The 19992-nt window shown below is 62.5% G+C and carries 23 protein-coding genes; 5 read left to right on the forward strand and 18 right to left on the reverse strand.

All coding sequences use genetic code 11. From position 1 onward, the window contains the following. The first annotated feature begins 176 nt into the window (after window positions 1–176). Together CWE16_RS09290 and CWE16_RS09295 are read left to right on the forward strand one after the other, a co-directional pair. The gene (locus tag CWE16_RS09290; protein ID WP_131595291.1) at window positions 177–1097 is read left to right on the forward strand and encodes a YihY/virulence factor BrkB family protein; all 921 of its coding nucleotides are present in this window, start codon (window positions 177–179) and stop codon (window positions 1095–1097) included. A 24-nt stretch (window positions 1098–1121) separates the two neighbouring features. Next, window positions 1122–1451, forward strand: coding sequence for a hypothetical protein (locus tag CWE16_RS09295; RefSeq protein ID WP_131594937.1), 330 nt, complete (start codon window positions 1122–1124; stop codon window positions 1449–1451). Between the two features lie 23 nt (window positions 1452–1474). Here the strand turns inward: CWE16_RS09295 and CWE16_RS09300 are convergent, their stop codons facing one another. The 8 genes from CWE16_RS09300 to CWE16_RS09330 form a co-directional block, all read right to left on the reverse strand. After that, on the reverse strand, window positions 1475–1831 hold the full coding sequence (locus tag CWE16_RS09300; protein WP_131594939.1) for a DUF2834 domain-containing protein: 357 nt from the start codon (window positions 1829–1831) through the stop codon (window positions 1475–1477). Then, entirely contained in the window at window positions 1818–2132 is a 315-nt protein-coding gene (gene xseB / locus CWE16_RS09305) for an exodeoxyribonuclease VII small subunit (protein WP_131594941.1), read from the reverse strand. The genes CWE16_RS09300 and xseB overlap by 14 nt, the downstream gene beginning before the upstream one ends. Before the next feature lie 37 nt (window positions 2133–2169). Continuing rightward, complete coding sequence (gene xseA / locus CWE16_RS09310; RefSeq protein WP_131594943.1) at window positions 2170–3324, reverse strand: exodeoxyribonuclease VII large subunit; 1155 nt, start codon at window positions 3322–3324, stop codon at window positions 2170–2172. Then, window positions 3314–3490 carry a hypothetical protein gene (locus CWE16_RS12155; protein ID WP_201737988.1) on the reverse strand — a complete coding sequence of 59 codons (177 nt, stop codon included), beginning with the start codon at window positions 3488–3490 and terminating at the stop codon, window positions 3314–3316. The genes xseA and CWE16_RS12155 overlap by 11 nt, the downstream gene beginning before the upstream one ends. Before the next feature lie 115 nt (window positions 3491–3605). Continuing rightward, on the reverse strand, window positions 3606–3752 hold the full coding sequence (locus tag CWE16_RS09315; RefSeq protein ID WP_131456589.1) for a chlorophyll a/b-binding protein: 147 nt from the start codon (window positions 3750–3752) through the stop codon (window positions 3606–3608). Between the two features lie 114 nt (window positions 3753–3866). Then, a complete protein-coding gene (gene hrpB / locus CWE16_RS09320) occupies window positions 3867–6428 on the reverse strand; it encodes an ATP-dependent helicase HrpB (protein ID WP_131594945.1) in 2562 nt (853 codons plus the stop codon). Between the two features lie 212 nt (window positions 6429–6640). Then, a complete protein-coding gene (locus tag CWE16_RS09325) occupies window positions 6641–7024 on the reverse strand; it encodes a hypothetical protein (RefSeq protein WP_131457070.1) in 384 nt (127 codons plus the stop codon). 61 nt (window positions 7025–7085) lie between these two features. Next, window positions 7086–7334: a DUF2973 domain-containing protein gene (locus CWE16_RS09330; protein ID WP_131594947.1), complete on the reverse strand. Its 249-nt coding sequence runs from the start codon at window positions 7332–7334 to the stop codon at window positions 7086–7088. 186 nt (window positions 7335–7520) lie between these two features. On the opposite strand from CWE16_RS09330, the gene CWE16_RS09335 reads away from it, so the two are divergent. Then, on the forward strand, window positions 7521–8630 hold the full coding sequence (locus tag CWE16_RS09335) for a trypsin-like peptidase domain-containing protein (RefSeq protein ID WP_131595293.1): 1110 nt from the start codon (window positions 7521–7523) through the stop codon (window positions 8628–8630). Here CWE16_RS09335 and CWE16_RS09340 read toward each other — a convergent pair. Together CWE16_RS09340 and CWE16_RS09345 are read right to left on the reverse strand one after the other, a co-directional pair. Beyond that, complete coding sequence (locus CWE16_RS09340) at window positions 8627–8812, reverse strand: hypothetical protein (protein ID WP_131594949.1); 186 nt, start codon at window positions 8810–8812, stop codon at window positions 8627–8629. The genes CWE16_RS09335 and CWE16_RS09340 overlap by 4 nt on opposite strands. A gap of 116 nt (window positions 8813–8928) precedes the next feature. Further along, window positions 8929–10653 (reverse strand): ABC transporter ATP-binding protein, encoded by a 1725-nt coding sequence (locus CWE16_RS09345; RefSeq protein ID WP_131594951.1) that lies wholly within the window; start codon window positions 10651–10653, stop codon window positions 8929–8931. A 57-nt stretch (window positions 10654–10710) separates the two neighbouring features. Between CWE16_RS09345 and CWE16_RS11975 the strand changes: the two genes are divergently transcribed. Continuing rightward, window positions 10711–10911: a hypothetical protein gene (locus CWE16_RS11975; RefSeq protein WP_153188434.1), complete on the forward strand. Its 201-nt coding sequence runs from the start codon at window positions 10711–10713 to the stop codon at window positions 10909–10911. On the opposite strand, the gene CWE16_RS09350 is transcribed toward CWE16_RS11975, so the two are convergent. After that, window positions 10889–11116, reverse strand: coding sequence for a hypothetical protein (locus CWE16_RS09350; RefSeq protein WP_131456601.1), 228 nt, complete (start codon window positions 11114–11116; stop codon window positions 10889–10891). The two genes, CWE16_RS11975 and CWE16_RS09350, sit on opposite strands and share 23 nt — an antisense overlap. A gap of 79 nt (window positions 11117–11195) precedes the next feature. Next, window positions 11196–11492: a hypothetical protein gene (locus CWE16_RS09355; RefSeq protein ID WP_236629671.1), complete on the reverse strand. Its 297-nt coding sequence runs from the start codon at window positions 11490–11492 to the stop codon at window positions 11196–11198. Window positions 11493–11646: 154 nt separating this feature from the next. Between CWE16_RS09355 and CWE16_RS09360 the strand changes: the two genes are divergently transcribed. Beyond that, window positions 11647–11928, forward strand: coding sequence for a ribbon-helix-helix domain-containing protein (locus CWE16_RS09360; RefSeq protein WP_131594953.1), 282 nt, complete (start codon window positions 11647–11649; stop codon window positions 11926–11928). 49 nt (window positions 11929–11977) lie between these two features. Here CWE16_RS09360 and CWE16_RS09365 read toward each other — a convergent pair whose 3' ends face one another. The 6 genes from CWE16_RS09365 to CWE16_RS09390 are packed head-to-tail and all read right to left on the reverse strand — an operon-like array spanning window position 11978 to window position 19974. Further along, the gene (locus tag CWE16_RS09365; protein WP_131594955.1) at window positions 11978–13132 is read right to left on the reverse strand and encodes an anhydro-N-acetylmuramic acid kinase; all 1155 of its coding nucleotides are present in this window, start codon (window positions 13130–13132) and stop codon (window positions 11978–11980) included. A 4-nt stretch (window positions 13133–13136) separates the two neighbouring features. Next, window positions 13137–13844 (reverse strand): potassium channel family protein, encoded by a 708-nt coding sequence (locus CWE16_RS09370; protein ID WP_131456607.1) that lies wholly within the window; start codon window positions 13842–13844, stop codon window positions 13137–13139. Beyond that, window positions 13837–15240 carry a TrkH family potassium uptake protein gene (locus CWE16_RS09375; protein ID WP_131594957.1) on the reverse strand — a complete coding sequence of 468 codons (1404 nt, stop codon included), beginning with the start codon at window positions 15238–15240 and terminating at the stop codon, window positions 13837–13839. Before CWE16_RS09375 ends, CWE16_RS09370 begins: the two co-directional genes overlap by 8 nt. A 2-nt stretch (window positions 15241–15242) precedes the next feature. Next, a complete protein-coding gene (locus CWE16_RS09380; protein WP_131594959.1) occupies window positions 15243–17090 on the reverse strand; it encodes an SLC13 family permease in 1848 nt (615 codons plus the stop codon). Further along, on the reverse strand, window positions 17078–18790 hold the full coding sequence (hflX, locus tag CWE16_RS09385; protein WP_131594961.1) for a GTPase HflX: 1713 nt from the start codon (window positions 18788–18790) through the stop codon (window positions 17078–17080). Before hflX ends, CWE16_RS09380 begins: the two co-directional genes overlap by 13 nt. Continuing rightward, complete coding sequence (locus CWE16_RS09390) at window positions 18787–19974, reverse strand: NAD(P)/FAD-dependent oxidoreductase (RefSeq protein ID WP_131594963.1); 1188 nt, start codon at window positions 19972–19974, stop codon at window positions 18787–18789. The genes hflX and CWE16_RS09390 overlap by 4 nt, the downstream gene beginning before the upstream one ends. Between the last annotated feature and the right edge of the window lie 18 nt (window positions 19975–19992).

Consider the following 19992-nt stretch of genomic DNA (forward strand, 5'->3'; position numbering starts at 1 on the left):
TTTGGGGGGTAGCCCCCTGAGAAAATAGCTCGATGCCAGGTAAAACAATTCTCAAAATCAACGTTTAGCGAATGGAGAACCATTGCAACGTTGCAGGAAAGCCACCCGTAAGGGTGGCTTTTTTGTTGGCAGACTCCCCCACGCGCTACCGTTTGGTCACTGGACCCATGGCTTGGATGCGGCGTTGGTTGGCCTGGAAGCGCTTGATCCGAAGCCTATGGCAGGCCTATGCGCGTTGGTCGCGCTGTGATTGTGTTGATCTCAGTGCTGCCTTTGCCTATTACACGCTTCAATCCATTTTCCCTTTGTTGCTGATAGCTCTTTCGGTTGCTTCTTGGTTTCTTGGACGCCAAGAAGGGCTGGATCAGCAGATCATTGATTACACCGCCGGCGTACTCCCCCCTTCCGCTGTAGCGCTTGTTCAAGTTACTCTTGAAAAGCTTGTGCGGCAGGGCTTTGGTGCTGGCCTTCTTGGTGCAGGTGTCCTGCTTGTCACCGCCGGGAATGTTTATTTGACTTTGCAGCGAGGTGCTGATCGGATTTGGTTTGACTATTTCCCAGATTCACCTGCTGATGCGAACTGGTATCAGCAAGTTGTTCAGTTTCTCCGGGTCCGGCTTGAAGCATTCTTTGTGGTGATCTTTGTTGGGCTTCTGATTGTTCTTGATCAAATCAGCGCCAATCTACGCATGATTCATGCAGCGGCACTCGATGATTCGTTGCGCTCTTTGCCTTGGCTTGAGTCTTTTTTCGCACATATTCCCGTGCTGACGTTTGGTCGTTATTTGATTCCTTGTCTTGGTTTTGCTGGCATGGCCCTTCTGCTCCAGTTCCTGCTGCCTAGCCGGCGCGTCCCTCTGCGTCCCCTCATTCCAGGGGCCGTTTTGATCGGTGTGCTGCTCACCATTCTCAATCTTGCCGTGAGTCGCAGCATCCTCTCCCTCGGCGTTCGCTTCCAGGCCTATGGAGTGATTGGCAGCGTTCTGGTGCTCACTCTCTGGGTGTGGATGGTTGGTGTTGTGATCTATTTCGGCCAGTGTTGGAGTGTGGTGCTGGCGAAACGACGCCTCAGCCTCGGTGTGGATCAGCGACACTGAGATCCGGTCTTCCTGGTTTGGCCTGTGCCCCGTTCTTCCTCCCTGCTTTGGATCGGACTGCTGCTGCTGATCTTGCTGCCAACTGCAGCAGGTCGGGTGCTGCTCGATGTGGCAGGGGGGCTGCTGTTGGTGCTGCTTGCCCTCCCGTTGATTCTTGGTGGAGCTGGTTGGTTGGGCTGGCGATTGCTTCAGAGTCGGATGCAGGCCTGCCCAGCCTGCGGGGCGATGAACCTCTCGAGCGGAGAGAGTTGTTCGGTTTGCGGGTCTCCGCTAACCGTTGCTGATCCGAGCACTGATTCGGCACCTGCCAGTGCCATGACCATTGATGTGCAAGCCCAGGATGTGGACTCCTGATCAGGTTTGAGTGTTGATCAGCCTCAGGACTGCTCAGCGTCTGCCAGTTCGGCAAGGCGTCGTTCGCGCAGATGGAGAAACAGGGGCGCACCGCATGCAAAGGAGATCATGACGCAGGCAATCAACGTGATCCACCAGCCCTTCATCTGCAAGCGACGCCCTTCCACCGCGATCCAGATGGTGATGGCACTGGCTCCAATCAGCAGATCCCGGCTGAGCGAGCGGGCGGCGTCGTTGGCGTTGGCATCTTGAATGAATTGCATCAAGGCCATAGGGTCGCCGCTGGCCTGCATGAATTCCAGATTCGCTTGCCAGGGAAGGATCGCTCCTGCAACAGCCAGCAGCAGATAGATCCAGCGCAGAAGTTCAGGGCGATGCATCAGCTGCTTTCTTGTCGTGTGTTTGAGGCATCATCGTCTCCGGATCTAGCTCCTGGACGGATTGTTCCACCTGTGCCAGCAGTGACTGGCAATGTTCGAGATAGATCTGGCCCCGTCGATGGGCTCGTTCCAGTTCAGACAGAGGCAGGGTGTCGTTCTGAAGGTGGCTGAGGAGGAGATCGGCTGCCTGAAGAGCTTCTTCGTAGCTCAGGTGATCGGCATCCTTCCGCCAAGTCTCCTCCTCCTGCTGGGGATCGATGCTGCCGTTGCTGGCTCGGCTTGCTTTGCTTTTTGCAGCCATGGTGTGCGCGGAGTGGGGACAGTGCGGTTTGGAGAGTTCAGCGTTGTGATCCTGGTTTCACGGCTTTGGCTTCGACCACAACTTGGCCGTCGCTGAGCCTGACCAGAAGCTCTTGTGGGGGCTGCACCTCCGTGATGCTGCGCAAGGGGCGCCCATCGGCCGTTTCAAGAATGGCAAAGCCGCGGGCCAACCAGCGTTCTGGAGCGAGCGCAGAGAGGAGCTTCATCCGTTGATTGAGCTGCACCCTCATGCGTTCGAGCAGTCGACGGGGGTGGTGCAGCGACCAGTTTTCAAAGCGTTGGTTCAGTTTCTGGCGTTCTCGCTTCAGAGCCCATGCCTGTTGATCTCGCCAGTGGCGTTGGCGCTGATGTACGTCTGCGAGGGCGTGCTCTCTCGACGGAAGCAGCTGAACGATTGCTGCCGTGGGCGTCGCGGCTCGGTGATCGGCCACGAGGTCGGCGACGGTGAGGTCGTCTTCGTGGCCGATTCCAGTGATCAGAGGCACTGGGCTCATGGCGAGCTGTCGACAGACGTCGGCGTCATCGAAAACCATCAGATCTTCACGGCTGCCACCGCCCCGAGCCAGAACGATGGCATCGAGAGCCAGTCTTGGCTGGGCCTCGGCAAGGCGTTGCAATCGCTGCACGATCTGCTGCGCTACGTCACCCTGCACTGGGATCGGTAGTAGCAGCAGACTGGTCAAGGGCCAGCGCTCCCTCGCGGTTCGCAGCATGTCTGCGAGTGCTGAACTGGGACTGCTCGTGAGCAGCGCGACGCGCCGGGGGTAGCGGGGAAGAGCTCGTTGCCGACTCGGATCGATCAGGCCTTCTTGCAGCAATTGCTCGCGCACTTCCTCAAAACGGCGCATCACGGTGGTGAGACTGGGCCTCAGGTCGAGCACCTGCACCGCCAAGCTCGCCCGAGCGGCCCAGAAGTTGAGCTTGCCCACCACCACAACGCCATCGCCGTCGCCTGGAACGAAGTTGAGTTGCTGAAGCTTGGAGGCCCAAACCACAGCTGTGATGCTGGCGTTTCCGTCCGTGAGAGTCAGCCAGAGATGGCCTTTTTTGATCTGAGGCCTTGATGCCGTCGCTTGAACGAGAAACCGCGGGGCGAACCCCCGTTCCAGCAAGCTGCCGATCGCGGCATTGAGTTCAGCAACCGAATAGGTGGGGGGAGCGTCAGTGGTCAAGGTGCCGATAGGCCATGCCCCAGTAGAGACAGAGGGCGCTGAAAATGAGGGTCAGGGTGAGGCCCCAGGGGCTTTGGATTTGGGTGGCGCAGATGGCGAGAAGCACGAGGGCGCTACTCAACAACCGGGCTCCGTCCCGGCGGTTGCTGGCGAAAAGACGCGGCACAAACGATCGAAGCAATCCAGATACTCTCTCGCAGCACCGGTTGGGATGCGCTTTGACATGAAAAAGGCCCCGCCGTGGCGGGGCCTTGAACGACGCATGCAGCGTCTGGGTTCGATCAGCCCAGGCCGATCTGGGTGAGGATGCCCTGGCCGGTCAGCAGTTCGGTGCCGAGGCCGATCACGAAGCCGAGCATGGCGAGACGTCCGTTCCAGGTCTCAGCGAAGTTCACGAAACCGAAGCGGGCTTGTGCGTTGTCAGACATGGCGAAGAAAAAGGGACCTGCCCAATCAATGTAACAAAGGTTTGAGTTTTGTTGACTGTCTTGAGCGGCACATCGGGGCCGCTTTGGGTGCGGATCCCCCCTCTTGCTTCGCGGTTAACGGCGCTTGTTCGTCCCAGCGGTTGCGATCGCGGTGGTGGGGTCATCAGGCCAGGGATGTTTGGGGTAACGGCCACGCATGTCCCGGCGAACATCGTGGTAGCTGCCCCTCCAGAAGCCCTCCAGATCCTGGGTTCTCTGTAAGGGGCGCCCCGCTGGCGAGAGCAGCTCGAGCGTCACAGGGAGACGTCCCTCCAGCACCCTTGGGGTCTCCAGGCAGCCAAACATCTCCTGCAGCTTGACGGCCAGGCAGACCTCTCCGTCTCGGTAGTCGAGCCTGGCCTGACGACCGGACGGGATCAGAAGCGACTCCGGCAATAGTTGGTTCAGTGACTGTCGTTGCTGCCAGGACACCTCTCCCCAGAGAGCCTCGATCAGCTGGTCTTCTCTGAAGTCGCCCAAGCCTGTGCAGCCCAGTAACGAGGGGCCGAGCCACTCCGGCAGGTCCCTGGCCAAAGACTCCCAGTCGCGTGCGGGCCAGGGGAGACCTCTGTGCTGATGCAGAAGCGCGAGTCGTTCACGCAGCTGTTGGCTGCGCGGGCCCCAGGGGAGCGTCTCCAGGCCCGCATGGCCTAGGTGATCGAGGAGTAGAGAGCAAGCCAGTTCAGGATCGGGCCTCTGTTGGGGCAAAGACTGGAGGGTGAGGGCTCCCAGTTGAAGGTTCCGCCGCGATCGGACCCGTCCCTCATCCAAAGCCACCGTTTCCTGCCATTCACCCTCGCGCCTGGCCAGGTCTTCAAGCCAGGAGATGGGGAGGGGCAGGGCGAGCCGGATCCGGGCATTGACCCGCCCGAGGTCGAGACGCGCTACTGCGAGGGCCGCTGACGCCTGCAGGGGGTCCTCCGCTGTCAGCACTGCCCCCCGGCCCTGGCGCAGCTGATAGCTGCTCGATCGTTCGGCGCGCTGTAAAGCCACCCACTCCGGGAATGCCGTTGCCAGCAGTAAGGCCGCCACCAGCTCATCACTGCAATCAGCCGCGGGTGGCTGTCCAGCATGGGGGAGCGCCTGCGCCCGCAGGGCTGGCAGCGCTTCCAGTTGTTGATAGAGCTGCCGGCTGAGTTGTCGGATGCTGTGGATCCGGTCGTTCCGGCCCTTCTTCAGCAGCTGCAGCCTGGCCCCAAGGTCGCTGCCATGCTCGTTGGAAGTGAGGGGGTCCCGCTCGCTCAGCAGAGCGGCAAGGTCGGCCCCCAGTCGAGAGCGCTTCCACGCGCGGGCATGGAGTAAGAGCATCCCCAGACGGGGGTGGGTCCCGATGCCTGCCAGTTGCCGACCGGCATCGCTTGGAAGGCCTTCTGGGGTCAAGGCCCCCAGCCCGACGAGATGGTGCAATCCCTCCTGGAGGGAGGGCCGGGGCGGAGGATCCAGCCAGTGCAGCTGCTCTCCGAGACCGGCTCCCCAGAGCGCCAGGTCAAGCACCAGAGGCTGAGGATCGCAGCGCAGCAACTCAGGTGTGTCGTGCTCCGGGCGTCGCTGTTGCTCCGCTGGTGACCAGAGGCGGACGCATTGACCAGGAGCCTGGCGCCCTGCTCTCCCTCGCCGTTGATCAGCACTAGCGAGGCAGGTCGGCACGGTTTCCAGGCCTTCCATGCCCGTTTCAGGGTCGTATCGACTGCGTCGACTGAGGCCGCTGTCGATCACCAGCCTCACCCCATGAAGGGTGAGGGAGCTTTCGGCAATGGCCGTGGCCAGCACAATCCGTCCGTGCCATTCGCTGCTACAGGCAGTCAGAGCACGGGTCTGAACCTCCAGGGGCTGCTGGCCATGGAGGCTGCATAGCTGCCATCCCTCCAGGCTCGAGCATTCCTGGATCGCTCGCTCACATTGGTCGATCTCGTTAAGGCCGGGCAGAAACACCAGCGCGGTCGGTGGTTGGTGGCGGCTCCCTAACTCGGTAGCGCCGAGGGGCAGGGCATGCTGTTCCAGAGCCCGGATCACCGTGCTGCTCAGATGTTCCCCCGCCCGCGGAGGTAGGTGATGGGTGGTGACGGGATACGAGCGCCCCGCGCTCGTGAGCACCTTGGCGTCGGACAACTCCGCCACCAGAGATTCCAGATTGAGCGTGGCTGACATCAGCAACAGGCGCAGATCCGGCCTCAGGTGATGGCGGACATCCCGCACGAGAGCGAGGGCTAGATCGTTGTCCCGGCCCCGTTCGTGGAATTCATCGAAAATCACGCAGCCAATGCCACTGAGTTCCGGGTCGCTTTGAAGGCGTCGAAGGAACAGTCCCGTGGTCACCACCTCGCATTCGGTGATTGACGAGGACCGCTGCTCATGACGGACGGCGTAGCCAATTCGCTCGCCAGGGGATTCCCCGAGTGCCTCAGCTAATCGGCAGGCAGCGGCACGGGTGGCAAGCCGCCGTGGCTCCAGCATCAGGATGCCCCTGCCCATGGGCGGGCATCCGTTGAGCACGCCAAGCAAGGCCAGGGGCACACGGGTGGTCTTTCCCGCCCCAGGTGGAGCCTGCAGGAGCACAGTGGATCCTTCCGTCAGCGAGCTGCAGAGCTCTGGAAGCAGCGGGTCGATCGGAAACTCGGGAGAACCGGTCGTGGGCAAAGAGGATTAGCCGAGGAAGTTGAGCAGTCCCAGGAGCAGGAGGCTGCTGAGAGCTCCCATTGCTGCCAGGAGTTTCACCAGCGGACTGAGAGAAAAGCGAAGCGTGGCCATGAAGAAAACCTTAAAGGCCGTAGTCCCTTCGGTCTAGCTCTTCTTGGGGTGAGGCGCTGTAGCGCTTCGTACGCCTTTACAAGGAGGGCCTGGCGTTTGGCTCAGCGGACATGCCTCGCCCCATCAACAGGGTGGTATTCCTCGCCTGTCAGCTCTTCGTAAACGATGGCGGGCAGACCGGTTTCGAACATGGTTTGCAGTGCTTCTTTCAAATAGGGATTCCAACCACCAGTGCTGACCTCGCCATGGCGGACTGTCCAGTCCCAGGTGCCCTGTAAATCCCTAGGGATCCTCCCTTCGCGATCACGACGCGCGACCAGATCCAGAGACTCCACCAGTCCCACCTGGATGGGTTGCTTCCCGTAAGCGGGCGTGAGGCTCAACTCAAGGCGAACCGGATCCTCCTTTAAGAGGCGCAGTCGGAACCGTGGAGGCAGTTTCACGGATTTGATCACCGCTGCCACAATCCGTGTTCGTTGATCCACTTGGGAGTTCCCCCTACGAGTCCGACCGGCGCTGACAAAGGTCGCCATCACCCAACCTTATTCAGTCGTGGTTCCTGCTTCCGTCAGGCATCTCCTCGGAGTCGCTCCCGCCACTGAAACGCACTGTGAGCAGGTCCTCTTCTGTGATACGACCCTCTTGATCGAGCAGCTCCGGATGCACGGTGATTTGACCGGTGCGGTCTTTCGGGCTGCGCGCGGCTCGGAATCCCTGGCCCATCACGCGAAAGGCCTGCCAGAGCAGAAAAACGAAGGCGGCGCCGTAGAGGATCGGGAACAGGCTGTTCAACATGGTGCTCGCCTCCAGCGGTACGGACCAGCTTTGCTCCCATCATCGCCGTCAGGGCCCATGGCGCCGTGGGTTGCATCCGGTCATGGTTTGGTCGGGGATTGCGACTGACGCCCCCCTTTGTTCTGCGTACCGTCAGGACCTGCGTTTTGCTGTTCTGCGAGCATGATCAGGCCCGTCACCGCGTCAATGCTCGTGGCCACGGCTGTCGTCGGGCCCCTGGCGTTGATCCCTCAGGGTCTGCCCCCGGCCCAGGCGGCCTCCGCGGCGGCAGCGGCCCTGACACCCCAATCATTTGTTGCATCGGCGGTGCAGAGAAGCGGGCCCGCAGTCGTCACCCTCGAAACCCAGCGAACCGTGCGCTCCACGGGCGTCTCTGGCTTGCCTGGTGGTTTGATGCTGGATCCCTTTCTGCAGAGGTTCTTCGGGTTGCAGTCACCCGCTGCGCCCAGGTCAAGGGTGGAACGCGGTCAGGGCAGTGGTGTGATCTTCGAGTCCTCTGGGCTTGTGCTCACCAATGCCCATGTCGTGGAGAAGGCCGACCAGGTCATGGTGGGACTGCCTGATGGTCGTCGTGTGGCTGGTCGGGTGCTGGGCCAGGACGCCCTCACGGATCTCGCGGTGATCCGGTTGGCGGAATCCGGCCCCTGGCCGACAGCACCCCTTGGGGATTCCGATCGTCTTCAGGTCGGCGACTGGGCGATTGCCGTGGGTAATCCCTTCGGTCTGGAGAACACCGTGACGCTTGGCATCATCAGCAATCTGAACCGCAACGTCTCCCAGCTGGGCATTTCGGGAAAGAGGCTCGACTTGATTCAGACCGATGCTGCAATCAACCCGGGCAATTCCGGTGGACCGTTGCTCAATGCCGCCGGAGACGTGGTGGGTATCAACACCCTGGTGCGCTCCGGGCCTGGCGCTGGTCTGGGTTTTGCGATTCCGATCAATCGAGCCCGCGCCATCGCTGGTCAGCTTGTGGCCCAGGGGCGGGCCAGCCATCCCGTGGTGGGGATCGGTCTGTCGTCGGTTCCCGCGCCTCGGCCTGGTGCCACCGTGCCCCCAGGAGCGGTGGTGCGTTCACTGGTGCCAGGGGGGCCTGCTGCTAAGGCCGGTTTGCGGGTCGATGATGTGATTGTGGCGCTGGCAGGGGTGCCGGTGGCGACTCCTGCCGCCGTGGTGACCGCAATCGATCGGCATGGGGTTGGTCGTCCGCTCAGTGTGAAGGTGCTGCGGGGAGGGACGGCGGTGAGCTTGTCGATCACTCCCGTGGAGATGAGCAACTTGCCGCAGGCGCGCTAGCTGTCAGCGTCCCGTAACTGTTCAACGCAGCGGGTGATGCACTCGCCGTCATCAAGGGAGCAGGTGGTGATGCACTCGAAATAGGTTTCCACTGCGTCCCAGGTCTGTTCGTGCTGCGTTTCTGCGGCGGTCATGGGGCTGGAGCTGAGAGTGCCGGCATGGATCGGGGGCGTGTGGGTCATGGCGATCCGGGAGCAGTGATGTCAGCCTATGCACACCATTTGGGCTGGTAAAGAGAAATGAGTCTTCCTGCCTAACCATCTGTGAAGTTTCGTCTTGCCAGCCCTGGTGATCACTGTTAGGCAGCGCTCTTTTTGCGCTCCTGGCGCTGCTTCTGCTTTTCTCGATTCGCCCGTCGCTTCGCTTCCTGCTCCGCAGCGGCGACTGCAGCGACTGCCGCTTGTTTTTCTTCTTCTTTTTTCTCGAGGTAGTAGTTGTAATCGCCTCGATAAAGGATCAGTTCGCCATCACGAAGTTCGACGATGCGGTTGGCCACCCTTGAGATGAAATAGCGGTCATGGGAGACCAGCAGTGCCGCACCTTCGTAATGAATGAGCGCGTCTTCCAGCATCTGCTTCGCCGGAATATCGAGGTGGTTGGTGGGCTCGTCAAGCACCAGAAGGTTGCAGGGGCTGAGAAGCATGAGAGCAAGAGCCAGTCTCGCTTTTTCGCCTCCACTCAGTTTTCCTACTTCCTTGAAAACGCTTTCATTGCTGAAGCAGAAGTTGCCGAGCAGGGAGCGCACCTGGGTCTGCGTCCAGTCCGGCACCGCTTCAAACATGGTGTCGATCACGGTTTTGCCGAGATCCAAGGCTTCGGCTTGGTTCTGCTCGAAGTAGCTGGCCACGATGTTGTGTTCTCCCAGGCGCGCGCTCCCTTCGTCCGGAGTCTCCAGCCCCATCAGCAGTCGCAACAGCGTGGATTTGCCGGCTCCATTAGGTCCGACGAATGCGATGCGATCCCCCCGTTCCACCTCTAGGTCTGCACCGAGAAACAGGATCTGATCCCCGTAGCTATGGGTCATGGAATCGATCACGGCCACTTGAGCGCCCGAGCGCGGTGCGGGTGGGAAGCGGAAGCTCGGTCCGCCCACATCCTCGATCGGGGCATCGACTCGTTCCACCTTGTCGAGTTGCTTCTCCCGGCTCTTGGCCTGTGTGCTGCGAGTGGCGCTGGCGCGGAAGCGGTCGATATAGGCCTGTTGCGTGGCGATTTCCTTCTGCTGACGCTCAAAGGCGGCTTGGGTGGCTTCCCGCTCCAGGGCTTTCTGCTCCAAGTGGTCGGTGTAGTTGCCGAGGTAGCTCCGCGAGATCCCGCGTTCCGTGCTCACGATCTGATTGCAGACGCGATCCAGAAAGGTGCGGTCATGGCTGATCACAACCAGTGCAGCGCTCTGTTCGGTGAGGTAGCCCTCCAGCCATTGGATCGTTTCCACGTCCAGATGGTTCGTGGGCTCGTCGAGTAGAAGCAGGTCAGGGTCTTGAAGCAGGATCTTGCCAAGGGCGATGCGCATCTGCCAGCCGCCGGAGTAGTCGGCAACCGGCCGTTCCGCATCATCAGCACTGAAGCCGATGGTGGGGAGAAGCTTGTCGATGCGGGCATCGAGTTCGTATCCGTGCAGTGCCTCGAAGCGCGTTTGCAGTCGCCCGAGCTCGTGGATCAGATCGTCAAGGTGGTCGGCATCTGCCGCCGCCCGTTCCGATGCCATGGCTGCTTCAACCTCGCGCTGCTGATTCAGCACTTGGGCCGCTTCTCCGAAGGCTTGAAACAGTTCCTGGCGGACGCTGCGTCGGGGATCGACATCGAATTCCTGCTGCAGATAGGCGATCCGCGGGTCCCCTTGGCGGACGATCTGACCTCCGCTCGGTTCCTCGAGGCCGGCAATCAGGCGCATCTGGGTGGATTTTCCTGCACCATTCACGCCCACGAGACCGATGCGATCTCCGGCCTTCACCTCCCAGGTCACATCGCGGAGCACTTCCCCGGTTGGGTAAATCTTGCTGACGCGCTCAAGTCTCAGCACGTTATGGAAGGGGCTGGCATCTCTCCATCATCCCGTGCGGGGTGAAAGGCAGACTGAATGCTGCGATCCGAACCACCGGCGATGGCAAGACTGGAGCAGGTGACGGCCCTTGTGGTGGCGGCCGGGTTGGCCATCGTCAGCTATTGGCTGTTTTTCAGCTGGGCCGGTGGTGGGGACCACGGGCGTCCAAAGCCAAAACCATCGGGGCTGCGGGAACTGCCTGAGAGCCGCTCCCTCAGAGTCCACCCCGGGCCTTGATCAGCCATTGCTTGGTGCGATCGTCGTCAAGATCGCCAAGGTGCGCTCTGACCTGATCGGGCGTGACAGGAAGCGACAGGCTTTCTCCAATGGCGCAGATGGCCTCGATGGCTCCCTGCGGATTCTGAAGCGCTTGTCTGAACAGACTGTTGGTCAGGTCGCGGTCACTTTCAATCCGGCGATACAGCTCAGCAGCGTTGCTCATGGAGGTGGGAGTGTCGTCATCCAACGCTATGAAGGGTGCGCCGCTTCGGCAGCGTCTTGACTCTCTGAGAGGTTTCGGCTCAGGCGGCCTGCTCGAGATCGGTGTCGCGCAATCCGATGGCTGAAGCATCCTCCATGCTGCGGGCGTCCATGCAGAGCACCTTGCGGAGCTGGGCATAGTTGGCGGCCTGGGAGCGACGTCCCTCCTGGATGGCTCCGTATTCAGCCCGCTGGAGCACGTGGTGGAGATGGGTCAGCAGGTAGGTGCTGATCACTGCAGAGACCAACACATCATCGGTTTCCTGCCGACGCCTTGATCGGCTGGCGGACCGGGAGCTGTTCCGGCGTGCGGGGCTCAGGCTTGCGGGTCTGGGCATGGGGCTCCTTGGCGGAGGGCTGATGGTCGAGAGCGGGCTGTTGATCGAGGGGTCTCTGAGGGTCGATCAGCGTTCGTTTGCCTGCAGCATAGTGCTGGATACTATCCTTGCACACCTCTGTACACTCTTAAGTAGCTCTGCCTGCCTTTGGGTCGTGCCTACCCGCCAAACCTCCTCCAGCGGGAAGCCGAAGTCCCCTCGGATTCAGGTTGTGCTGCCAGAAGATCTCTGCCAGAGGCTCTCCTCGCTGGCCGAGCAGGAATCACGCACTGTGAGCAACATGGCCAAGGTGCTGATCCAGCAAGGTGTGCAGCGCTATGAGCAGGGCGCTGCTTCGGATGCGCCTGTGGAGCGGATGCGCACGGCGCTTGAGGCGCAGCAGCCTCGCCGCCTGCGTGGGGCCCCTCGCCGCCTTCGTCTCTATCGCCCTGGCTGAGCCCCTCGTGCAATGAGCCGCCAGCCTGTTTGGACAACAGCCTGGCCTCTCAGGCGGGCTCGGCTCGCTGCCCCAGCACAATGGCGCGCTGGGCACCAGTCACGGCTGGCGCATTGCCGGGGTGGCGCCGCTGATGCCACCAGGCGAGCAGGGCAAACACAATCGCCTCCCGGCTGGCGGCGGGAAGCGCCAACGCATCGCTGGATCGCACACGCAGCCCGCGGCAACGGCGAGTTAGCTCCCGCATCATGGTCGGGTTTCTGCCGCCGCCACCAGCCACCAGGAGCTCCAGGGGGAGCGGCCGGCCCTGGGCTTGGATCCGCGCGAGATCCGCTGCCACCACTGCGGCAGTGAAAGCGGTGAGGGTGGCAAGGCAGTCGTCGTTGGAGGCATTGCTCAGTTCGGTGAGTCGTCGTTGCAGGTCATCGCGTCCAAAGAGTTCTCGGCCCGTGGATTTCGGCGGAGCCTGAAGGAAGTAAGGCTCCTGCAGCCAGCGCTGGATCCAGGCCTCGTGCACCTTCCCGGCTGCGGCTCGTTGTCCATCCCGGTCAAACGTCTCCCTGCCGTGGCTGAATTGCTGGATGGCCAGATCGATCAGGCTGTTGGCCGGTCCGCAGTCCCAACCCAGCACCGGCTGGTCGCGGTCAGGCCCGCAGCGGGGAGGGATCAGGGTGAGATTGGCGATTCCTCCCAAGTTCAGAAGGGCGCGCCAGCCCGTGCAGCGACCAAGCAGGGCTGCATCCGCCATGGGCACAAGCGGCGCCCCCTGGCCCCCCAGAGCAAGGTCCGCTGCTCTGAAGTTGTGAATCACTGCCCGGCCCAGTTGCTGGGCCAGCGATTCGGCCTGCAACAGTTGCCAGCTGGCCCCCAGTCGGAAGCTTCCGTCGACATTCCGCTCGGGTGGACGGTGCCAGATTGTTTGTCCGTGGCAGCCCACCAGGCTGGCCTGGCCCAGGGGATCGCAGGCCCGAGCGGCTTCGGCCTGATGGATGGTGATTTCTTCGGAGAGTGCCAGCAGTGAACCGGCTGCAGTCGGTTCCCCCTGCGCCACCGCCAGGATCCTGGACTGAAGCTCCCTTGGGTAAGGCAGTGATGCCTGGCGAATCAGGCGCCAATGGGGCTGGCTTGGGTGGCCGTTGAAGTCCACAAGAGCGGCATCGACCCCATCGGCGCTGGTGCCGCTCATCAGCCCGATGACGCGCATGAGTTCAGGTTCTTGGCAGCTTCTGAAGGTCGTCGATTAACCCCATCACCACCAGCACGTGGCCCTCTTGGAGGATGTGGGAGGCCGGTGGATTCACGGTGAGATCCCTTGCTGGACCAGCTGCCAGCACATTCACGTGATGGTTTTTACGCAGGTTAAGGTCCCGTAGAGAACGGCCCACGAAACGCCCTGGCACCTTGATCTCCTCGATGCAGTGACGTTCATCGAGCTCAAGGCGCTCCATCAGATTCGGCCGCACGAGTTCCAGCCCAAGGCGCTCACCTTGCATGCGCGAGGGGAACACCACCTTGTCGGCTCCAACGCGAATCAGCATCTTTTCGTGCAGATCGCTGGTGGCTCGTGCAATCACCCGCCGGACCCGACTGCCCTTGCCATCCTTGGCGATCAGGGTTGCCGTGATGCTGGCTTCGATTGGCTCGCTGATCGCGACCACCACGGTGTCCATGTCGAGAATCCCGGCCTCACGCAGGGATTCCTCATCGGTGCAGTCCACAACCCGCGCCTCGATGGAGGGTTCCTGCTGGCGTAGTTCCTCGATAGCCCGGGCGGAGCGGTCCACGGCCAGAACTTCCGCGCTGTTCTGAAGCAACTCGCGGCACACGGCGCTGCCGAAGCGTCCGACACCGACAACCCCGAAACTTTGCAGCTGGGCGTCTCCGGATGCGGCCCAGCTCCACCACTCCCTAGACATAGAGATCCTCCCGGGGGAAACCGATTCGATTCTGACGAGTGAACAGATCCCGGTTGAGGGTTTCCCAGATCGCACTCAGCAGCAGCAGGATCCCCAGGCGTCCCACAAACATGCCCAGCACCAGCACCAGCTGCCCGAATCGTCCAAGGTGCTCAGTCACCCCCAGATCCAGTCCCACGGTGGCGAAGGCGGAAATGCAGGTGAACAGAAGCTCCAGAAACGTGAAGGGTTCCTCACCACTGAGGTTGCTACTAAGGGCCAGGAGCAAGGCCATCGCCAGCACGAACAGGAGCGAGGCCACCGTGATGCTGACGGCTCGCAACACCACCTTGTCGGAGATCTGACGGTTGCGGATCACCACGTCCTCGCGGCCCCGCAGGGTGGAGCGGGTCGCAGCGACAAGGGCGACCACCGTTGTGGTCTTGATGCCGCCTCCAGTTCCCCCCGGGCTCGCCCCGATGAACATCAGGGTCATCATCAGCAGCAGGCCGGAATCCGAGATGCTCTGGAGGGAGAGATGCACGGTGGTGAAGCCGGCTGTGCGAGCACTGACCGATTCGAAGAGTGCAGCCATCAGTCGTTCCGGCCAGGCCACGCTGCTGAGGAACTGTCCACGGGTGAGTGATTCGGTGATCAGCAGACCGCCGGTGCCGATGGCGATCAGGATCAGGCTGGAGCGCAGAACGAGCCGGGTGTGCAGGCTGAGATTGCGGCGATTGAGGCGCTGGCGATGGGTCCAGACGTCATTCGTCACGCGCCAACCCAGGCCGCCGAGCACGATCAGCACCAAGATCACCGCGTTGACAACGCCGTTGGTGCGGTAGTTCTCAAGGCTGTCGCTCCAGAGGCCGAAGCCCGCGTTGTTGTAAGCGGAAATGCTGTGAAACAGGGATGCCCAGAGCCGCTCAGGCCCCCGTGGCAGATCGGTGAAGCCGAAGCTGTAGAGAACCGTGGCACCGATCAGGATCATCACCGCTGCCGTCAGGGCAATGCCGCGGAAGGTGCTGCCCACCCCCCCGACGCCGAATTCATCGAGGGTCTGACCGCGGTCAAGCCGTTGCCTCAAGGCAGTTCCACGCACCACAAATCCCTGGAGGAACGTGGTGATCGCCATCAGTCCAAGGCCTCCCACCAGGATCATCACGGCCAGAACCCCTTGCCCGATCGGCGTGAGGTCCCGACCAACATCGATGACTGACAGCCCGGTCACGGTGACGGCGGAGGTGGCGGTGAACAGGGCTTCCCAGAGGCCCACTTGCGAGCCAGAGCAGACCGGTGTTGCCAGGATCAGAGTGCCCGCCAGGATCACCAGAAGTCCTGTGACCACCGTGAATTGGGGGACCGTCAGGCGTCGATACCAGGCCTGAGTTCTGGAGAGCGCGGCAGGGATCGGCATCGTCAGCCTCCCTGAACCTGCCGGAGGATCAACGCAGGAACCAGCAACGTCATGATCACGGTGAGGCCGGCGCCGTAGCGCGGAACATCGAGGAAGTGATAGCGCCCCGGACCGAAAACCATCAGGTTGGTCTGATACCCCATCGGCGTCAGAAACGACTGGCTCGCCCCGAACAGCACCAGCATCAGCAGCGACTGGGGTGGAAGGCCGAGAGGCTGAGCCAGTTGAGTGGCTACCGGCACCAGCAGGGCCACCGAAGCAGCGTTGCTCATCACATTGGTGATCAGTGTCGTGACCAGGAACATCGCCGCGAGGGCTGCGTAGGCCGGCCAGGGTTGCAGCAGTCGCTCTAGGTCCGCCGCCAGACCATCGGCAAGCCCACTGGTCTGCATCGCCACGCTGAAGCTTGAAAGGGAACCCAGCAGCAGAATCACATCGAGCCGGATCGAGCGCTGCACCTCACCAGGTCGGAGGCAACCGGTGATCACCATCGCCACCACGGCCAGCAGAACCGCTGCGACGAGCGGGATGGGGGTGAGCGTGGGGATCAACAGCATCAGCACTGCGATGCCGATGGCTAGGGGTTTGCGTCGAACCGTTGGCAGGTCGTTTTCAAGCTGATCGAGCACCAGCAGATCGTTGCTGGCTTGCAGTCCGCGGATGGCATCAAGGGGAGCTTGTAGCAGTAAAACGTCGCCTTCCCTCAGGACGGCCTGGCCCAGTCGCTCCTGCACGGTTTGCTGGCCGCGGCGAAGGGCCAGCACCGTGGCGTTGTGGCGCTGGCGGAAACGAAGCTCCCTGAGACTGGCGCCGGCCAGGGTGGATCCCGCCGGGAGCAGCACCTCAACCGTGCGTTGTCCGCCATCGACCTCCGTCGAGAACAGCGTCGCTTCCAAGTCGGAGAAAGCCATCGGGTTGCCCGGCGGGCGCTGGGCATCGGCGAGTTGAATGGTGTGGTCCTGCTGGAGGCGTAGGAGGTCATCTCGGGTAACCCTCAGCAGCAGCCGATCTCCGGCTTCGAGGCGACGATCGGCGAGTGGTGGGAGCAGACGTTCTGCCCCGCGTTGTAGTTCCAGCACATCCACATCAAAGCGCCTCTGAAGACGGCTGTGGCGCAGGGTCTGGCCCACCAGGCTGGAGTTTGAAGGGATAGTGACCTCTGTGGTGTAGCCGCTCTGGCCGGGACTTGTGGTCAGTTGGCTGTCGTCCTCACCGCGGCTCGGCAGCAAACCAGACGGTGCAAGGAGCATGAAGACTGATCCCGCTAGCCAGACGGGCAGTCCGATCGCCGTCATGCTGAAAAGCTCCAGCGGGCCGAGGCCAAGCTGGCGGCTGATGTCGCTGGCCAGCAGGTTCACGGAGCTACCTAACAAGGTGAGTGTGCCCCCGAGAACGGTCGCGAAGGAGAGGGGAAGCAGGACCCGCGATGGGGCGATTCGGCGGCGGCGGCACCAGCTCTCCAAGACCGGCAGCAGACTGGCGACAATCGGTGTATTCGGCACCACGGCCGAAATCGGTGCGACGATCAACGTCAGCAGGGCCACCATCCGCCTGGAGCTGCGGATCCGTTCAGAGGCGATCAGCTCCCGCAGACGATCGAGTGCGCCACTGCGGAAGAGGGCCGCAGATACTGCAAACAGACCCATCAGGGTGATCAGGGCCGGACTGCCGAATCCCGCCAGCCCCTGCTCCGGTGTCAGGACACCCGAGCTCACGAGCAGAGCGACGCTGAGCAGGCCCGTCAGCTCTGGTGCCAGCCACCCTGTGACGAACAGCACGACAGCCAGCAGCAGAACCGCGAGCGTGATCAGGGCCTGGGGGTGTTGCAGGGCTGCAATCAGCTCTGCCATGGAGGAGGCGCTTCATGGGCTGCTGCCACCGTATCTGCCCTGCTGTTGTCTCCCCAGAAGCGCATGCTCAGTTTGTTCAGAAGGCCCTGAAGCCCCGTGCCTGTTGTGGCCGATAGATAAATGACATCCGCTTCCAACTGGCGGATGTGTTCGATCGCTTCGGCATCGCAGCGGTCGATCTGATTGGCCACCACCTGACGAGGTTGGCCACAGCCGAGGGAATCCAGCAACCCGTGCACAGCCTTCAGCTGGCCGGGCCAGTCGGGATCCCCGAGATCCACGACCAGCAGCAGCAGGTCGGCATCCAGGGTCTCTTCAAGGGTGGCCCGGAACGCTTCTCTGAGCGCCGCCGGTAGATCGCGGATGAAGCCCACCGTGTCGGTGATCAACAGTTCATCCGCAGCCGCACCTTCTCGGGGAAAGGCAAGTCGGCGAGTGGTGGGGTCAAGGGTGGCGAAGAGTTTGTTCTCAGCGAGCACCCGCTGGCTTTCGCGTTTCCCACAGAGAGCGTTCAGCAGCGAAGACTTGCCGGCGTTCGTGTAACCGACGAGAGCGAGGCGATGGAGGCCCTCGCGGCGATCCCGTAGTCGCGCTCGATGCTCTTGGAGCTGGAGTAGGCCGCGGCGAAGGGTTTCGATCCGTCGGCTGATCGCTCGACGGTCCTTCTCCAGCTGGGTCTCACCGGGCCCTCGGGTGCCGATCCCGCCCCCCTGCCTGGAGAGGCTCCGGCCCCGTCCGATCAGGCGCGGAAGCCGGTAGCGCAGCTGGGCTAGCTCCACCTGCAGGCGCCCCGCTGCGCTGGCAGCGCGCTGGGCAAAAATGTCGAGAATGAGCTCGGTGCGATCCATGACCGGGCAGTCGAGCCACCGTTCGAGATTTCTGGCTTGCACGGGTGTTAGCTCCCGGTCAGTGACCACCAGAGATGCTCTGTGGCGCCGCACCTCGATGGCCGCTTCCTGCAACTTTCCCGTTCCCCAGAGGGTCTGGGGGTTGCCCGTGCTGTGCTTCTGGTTGCAAACCATCACTGGCTGGGCGCCCGCGCTGCGAACGAGTCCTTCCAGTTCGGCCAGATCGCGCTCGGCCCGCTGGGCATCTCCACCGCTGAGGGTGAGCAGGAGGACCCGTTCCTGGTCCTCGGCCTCCCGTGGGCTGGCCATGGGCGGACGGTTGTCGTCCAGCGCAGAAGGGGGCTGTTCGCAGAGGCTCTCAAGATCCTGAGCATCAGCAGCTGCCCAGCCAAGGCTGGCATCGGGGCTGGGCAGCCAGCCCCGGGCGGCGCGCTGACCGCCGCGCTCAGGCCGCGCCATGAAGCGCAGCCAGAGCTCCGGTTGCAGATCCAGGGCCACCACGGCCTCGCGCGGGTCTGGATCGAGGGCCGCACTGTTGCTTCCTGGCAGACAGCTCATCAGCCGCCAGCGGCTCCGGTCGCCGGTTCTCCGTCTGGCGCTGTCAGTGAGATGACTCTGCAATTGCCCCGATTCAGTCAAGGGGCCGATCCAGAGGAGGCGGCAAAGCCCTCGGGCATCCACGAGCAGATGCAGGGGCTGCTCCATCTCCAGGGCCATGTCGGCCAGGCGGTTCAGTGTGAGCTGGTCGGCTCCGTGTTCGGCGGGATGGCGCCGATGGCTCAGCTTCTCGGCCTGCCTCAGCTGGGAGGGGCGCAGGCCGCGGGTCCGACCCGCCAGATGGGCTTGTCTCAACCGCCCAGAAGCCAGGCCCCGGCTGCTCGAAGACCCAGGGAAAGGCCTGGTAGTCGGGCCAGATAGGTGAGGCGGCGGAGTCGGTAGGCAAGGGGACCGGCCAGGGTCAGTCCCAGGCCGGTCAGGCTGGCTTCACCCTTGCCGAGACTCATCATTTCACCGAGATCGTTGTACTGGAACGGAGGGGCTTGGACCCTGGCTCGGATGGCCATCACGGTGCGGGCGGCTGCTTCCCCCTGTTGCAGAGCCACCTGAGCGGTGCGGGGCCAGTCGCCAGCCGTGCCATCGGCGTTGTCGTGGGCGGCTACATCGCCAATCACCACAAGATTCGGACTGGTCAGGCTGCAGAGGCTTGCATCAACGAGCAGGCGCTCCCCACGCGATTGGGGGCTGGGGTTCAGCTCCGGCACCCGTGGGCGAGTTCCAGCGGTCCAGATCAGACCGTTGTGTTTCAGGGGCGGGGTGTTTGGGTCTTGAAGTGTGACCGAATCAGCCTGGACAGACTGCACGCTCTGGTTGAGGTGCACGTGCACTCCCCGGTGCTGAAGCGCCAGTGAGGCTTGTTCGCGGTTGAAAGCTTTCGCCAGAGGCAGGATCGAGTCTCCGCGTTCGATCAGGTGCAGCTCAGCGGCGCCTTCAAGAAGATCAGCCATCTTGCAGGCCAGTTCCACACCCGTGGCACCGGCGCCAACGATCACCAGGGCGAGCCCTGGACGATCCACCCCGTTGTTGCGTGGCTGCCGTTGAAGCTGGCGTAGGTGGTTGCGCAGCCGAGCCACATCACTGAGGGTGTGGAACTGCAGGGCGTGCTCACGGACGCCAGGGATCCCGAAGTCTTGGGGTTCGGAGCCGCTGGCCAGCACCAGCTGGCCATAGGTCAGGCAAGCCCCAGAGTCGGTTTCCACGGTGCCGGTGACGGTATCGATCCGCCGAGCCCGCTCCTGAAGGTGCACGACCCCCCGATTATCGAGGAGTTGGGCGTAGCGGGGGGCAACCTCCCACGTTTGCAGTTCACCGCTCAGCAATTCATAAAGGAGCGGTAGAAACACGAACCGATCGTTCGGTTCAATCAACACGATCGGAGGTCGGGGCTGCTGATGGCTGAGGGCCAGGGCTGCGCTCAGTCCCCCAAAACCACCGCCAACGATCACCACGGGCTGGGCATCGGCGGCTGAGGCAGACATGCGGGTCCCGATGGCATT

Origin of the sequence: Synechococcus sp. BS55D, assembly GCF_004332415.1 — a bacterium.
Lineage (GTDB): Bacteria > Cyanobacteriota > Cyanobacteriia > PCC-6307 > Cyanobiaceae > Synechococcus_C.

What these genes read in the sequence shown, in the direction of transcription:
- CWE16_RS09290 (WP_131595291.1), top strand. Translation starts at nt 177, where the DNA reads ATGCGGCGTTGGTTGGCCTGGAAGCGCTTGATCCGAAGCCTATGGCAG.
- CWE16_RS09300 (WP_131594939.1), bottom strand. Translation starts at nt 1,831, where the DNA reads ATGCATCGCCCTGAACTTCTGCGCTGGATCTATCTGCTGCTGGCTGTT.
- xseB (WP_131594941.1), bottom strand. Translation starts at nt 2,132, where the DNA reads ATGGCTGCAAAAAGCAAAGCAAGCCGAGCCAGCAACGGCAGCATCGAT.
- CWE16_RS09315 (WP_131456589.1), bottom strand. Translation starts at nt 3,752, where the DNA reads ATGTCTGACAACGCACAAGCCCGCTTCGGTTTCGTGAACTTCGCTGAG.
- CWE16_RS09330 (WP_131594947.1), bottom strand. Translation starts at nt 7,334, where the DNA reads ATGTTGAACAGCCTGTTCCCGATCCTCTACGGCGCCGCCTTCGTTTTT.
- CWE16_RS09335 (WP_131595293.1), top strand. Translation starts at nt 7,521, where the DNA reads ATGCTCGTGGCCACGGCTGTCGTCGGGCCCCTGGCGTTGATCCCTCAG.
- CWE16_RS09340 (WP_131594949.1), bottom strand. Translation starts at nt 8,812, where the DNA reads ATGACCCACACGCCCCCGATCCATGCCGGCACTCTCAGCTCCAGCCCC.
- CWE16_RS11975 (WP_153188434.1), top strand. Translation starts at nt 10,711, where the DNA reads ATGCTGCGATCCGAACCACCGGCGATGGCAAGACTGGAGCAGGTGACG.
- CWE16_RS09350 (WP_131456601.1), bottom strand. Translation starts at nt 11,116, where the DNA reads ATGAGCAACGCTGCTGAGCTGTATCGCCGGATTGAAAGTGACCGCGAC.
- CWE16_RS09355 (WP_236629671.1), bottom strand. Translation starts at nt 11,492, where the DNA reads ATGCCCAGACCCGCAAGCCTGAGCCCCGCACGCCGGAACAGCTCCCGG.
- CWE16_RS09365 (WP_131594955.1), bottom strand. Translation starts at nt 13,132, where the DNA reads ATGCGCGTCATCGGGCTGATGAGCGGCACCAGCGCCGATGGGGTCGAT.
- CWE16_RS09370 (WP_131456607.1), bottom strand. Translation starts at nt 13,844, where the DNA reads ATGTCTAGGGAGTGGTGGAGCTGGGCCGCATCCGGAGACGCCCAGCTG.
- CWE16_RS09375 (WP_131594957.1), bottom strand. Translation starts at nt 15,240, where the DNA reads ATGCCGATCCCTGCCGCGCTCTCCAGAACTCAGGCCTGGTATCGACGC.
- CWE16_RS09380 (WP_131594959.1), bottom strand. Translation starts at nt 17,090, where the DNA reads ATGGCAGAGCTGATTGCAGCCCTGCAACACCCCCAGGCCCTGATCACG.
- CWE16_RS09390 (WP_131594963.1), bottom strand. Translation starts at nt 19,974, where the DNA reads ATGTCTGCCTCAGCCGCCGATGCCCAGCCCGTGGTGATCGTTGGCGGT.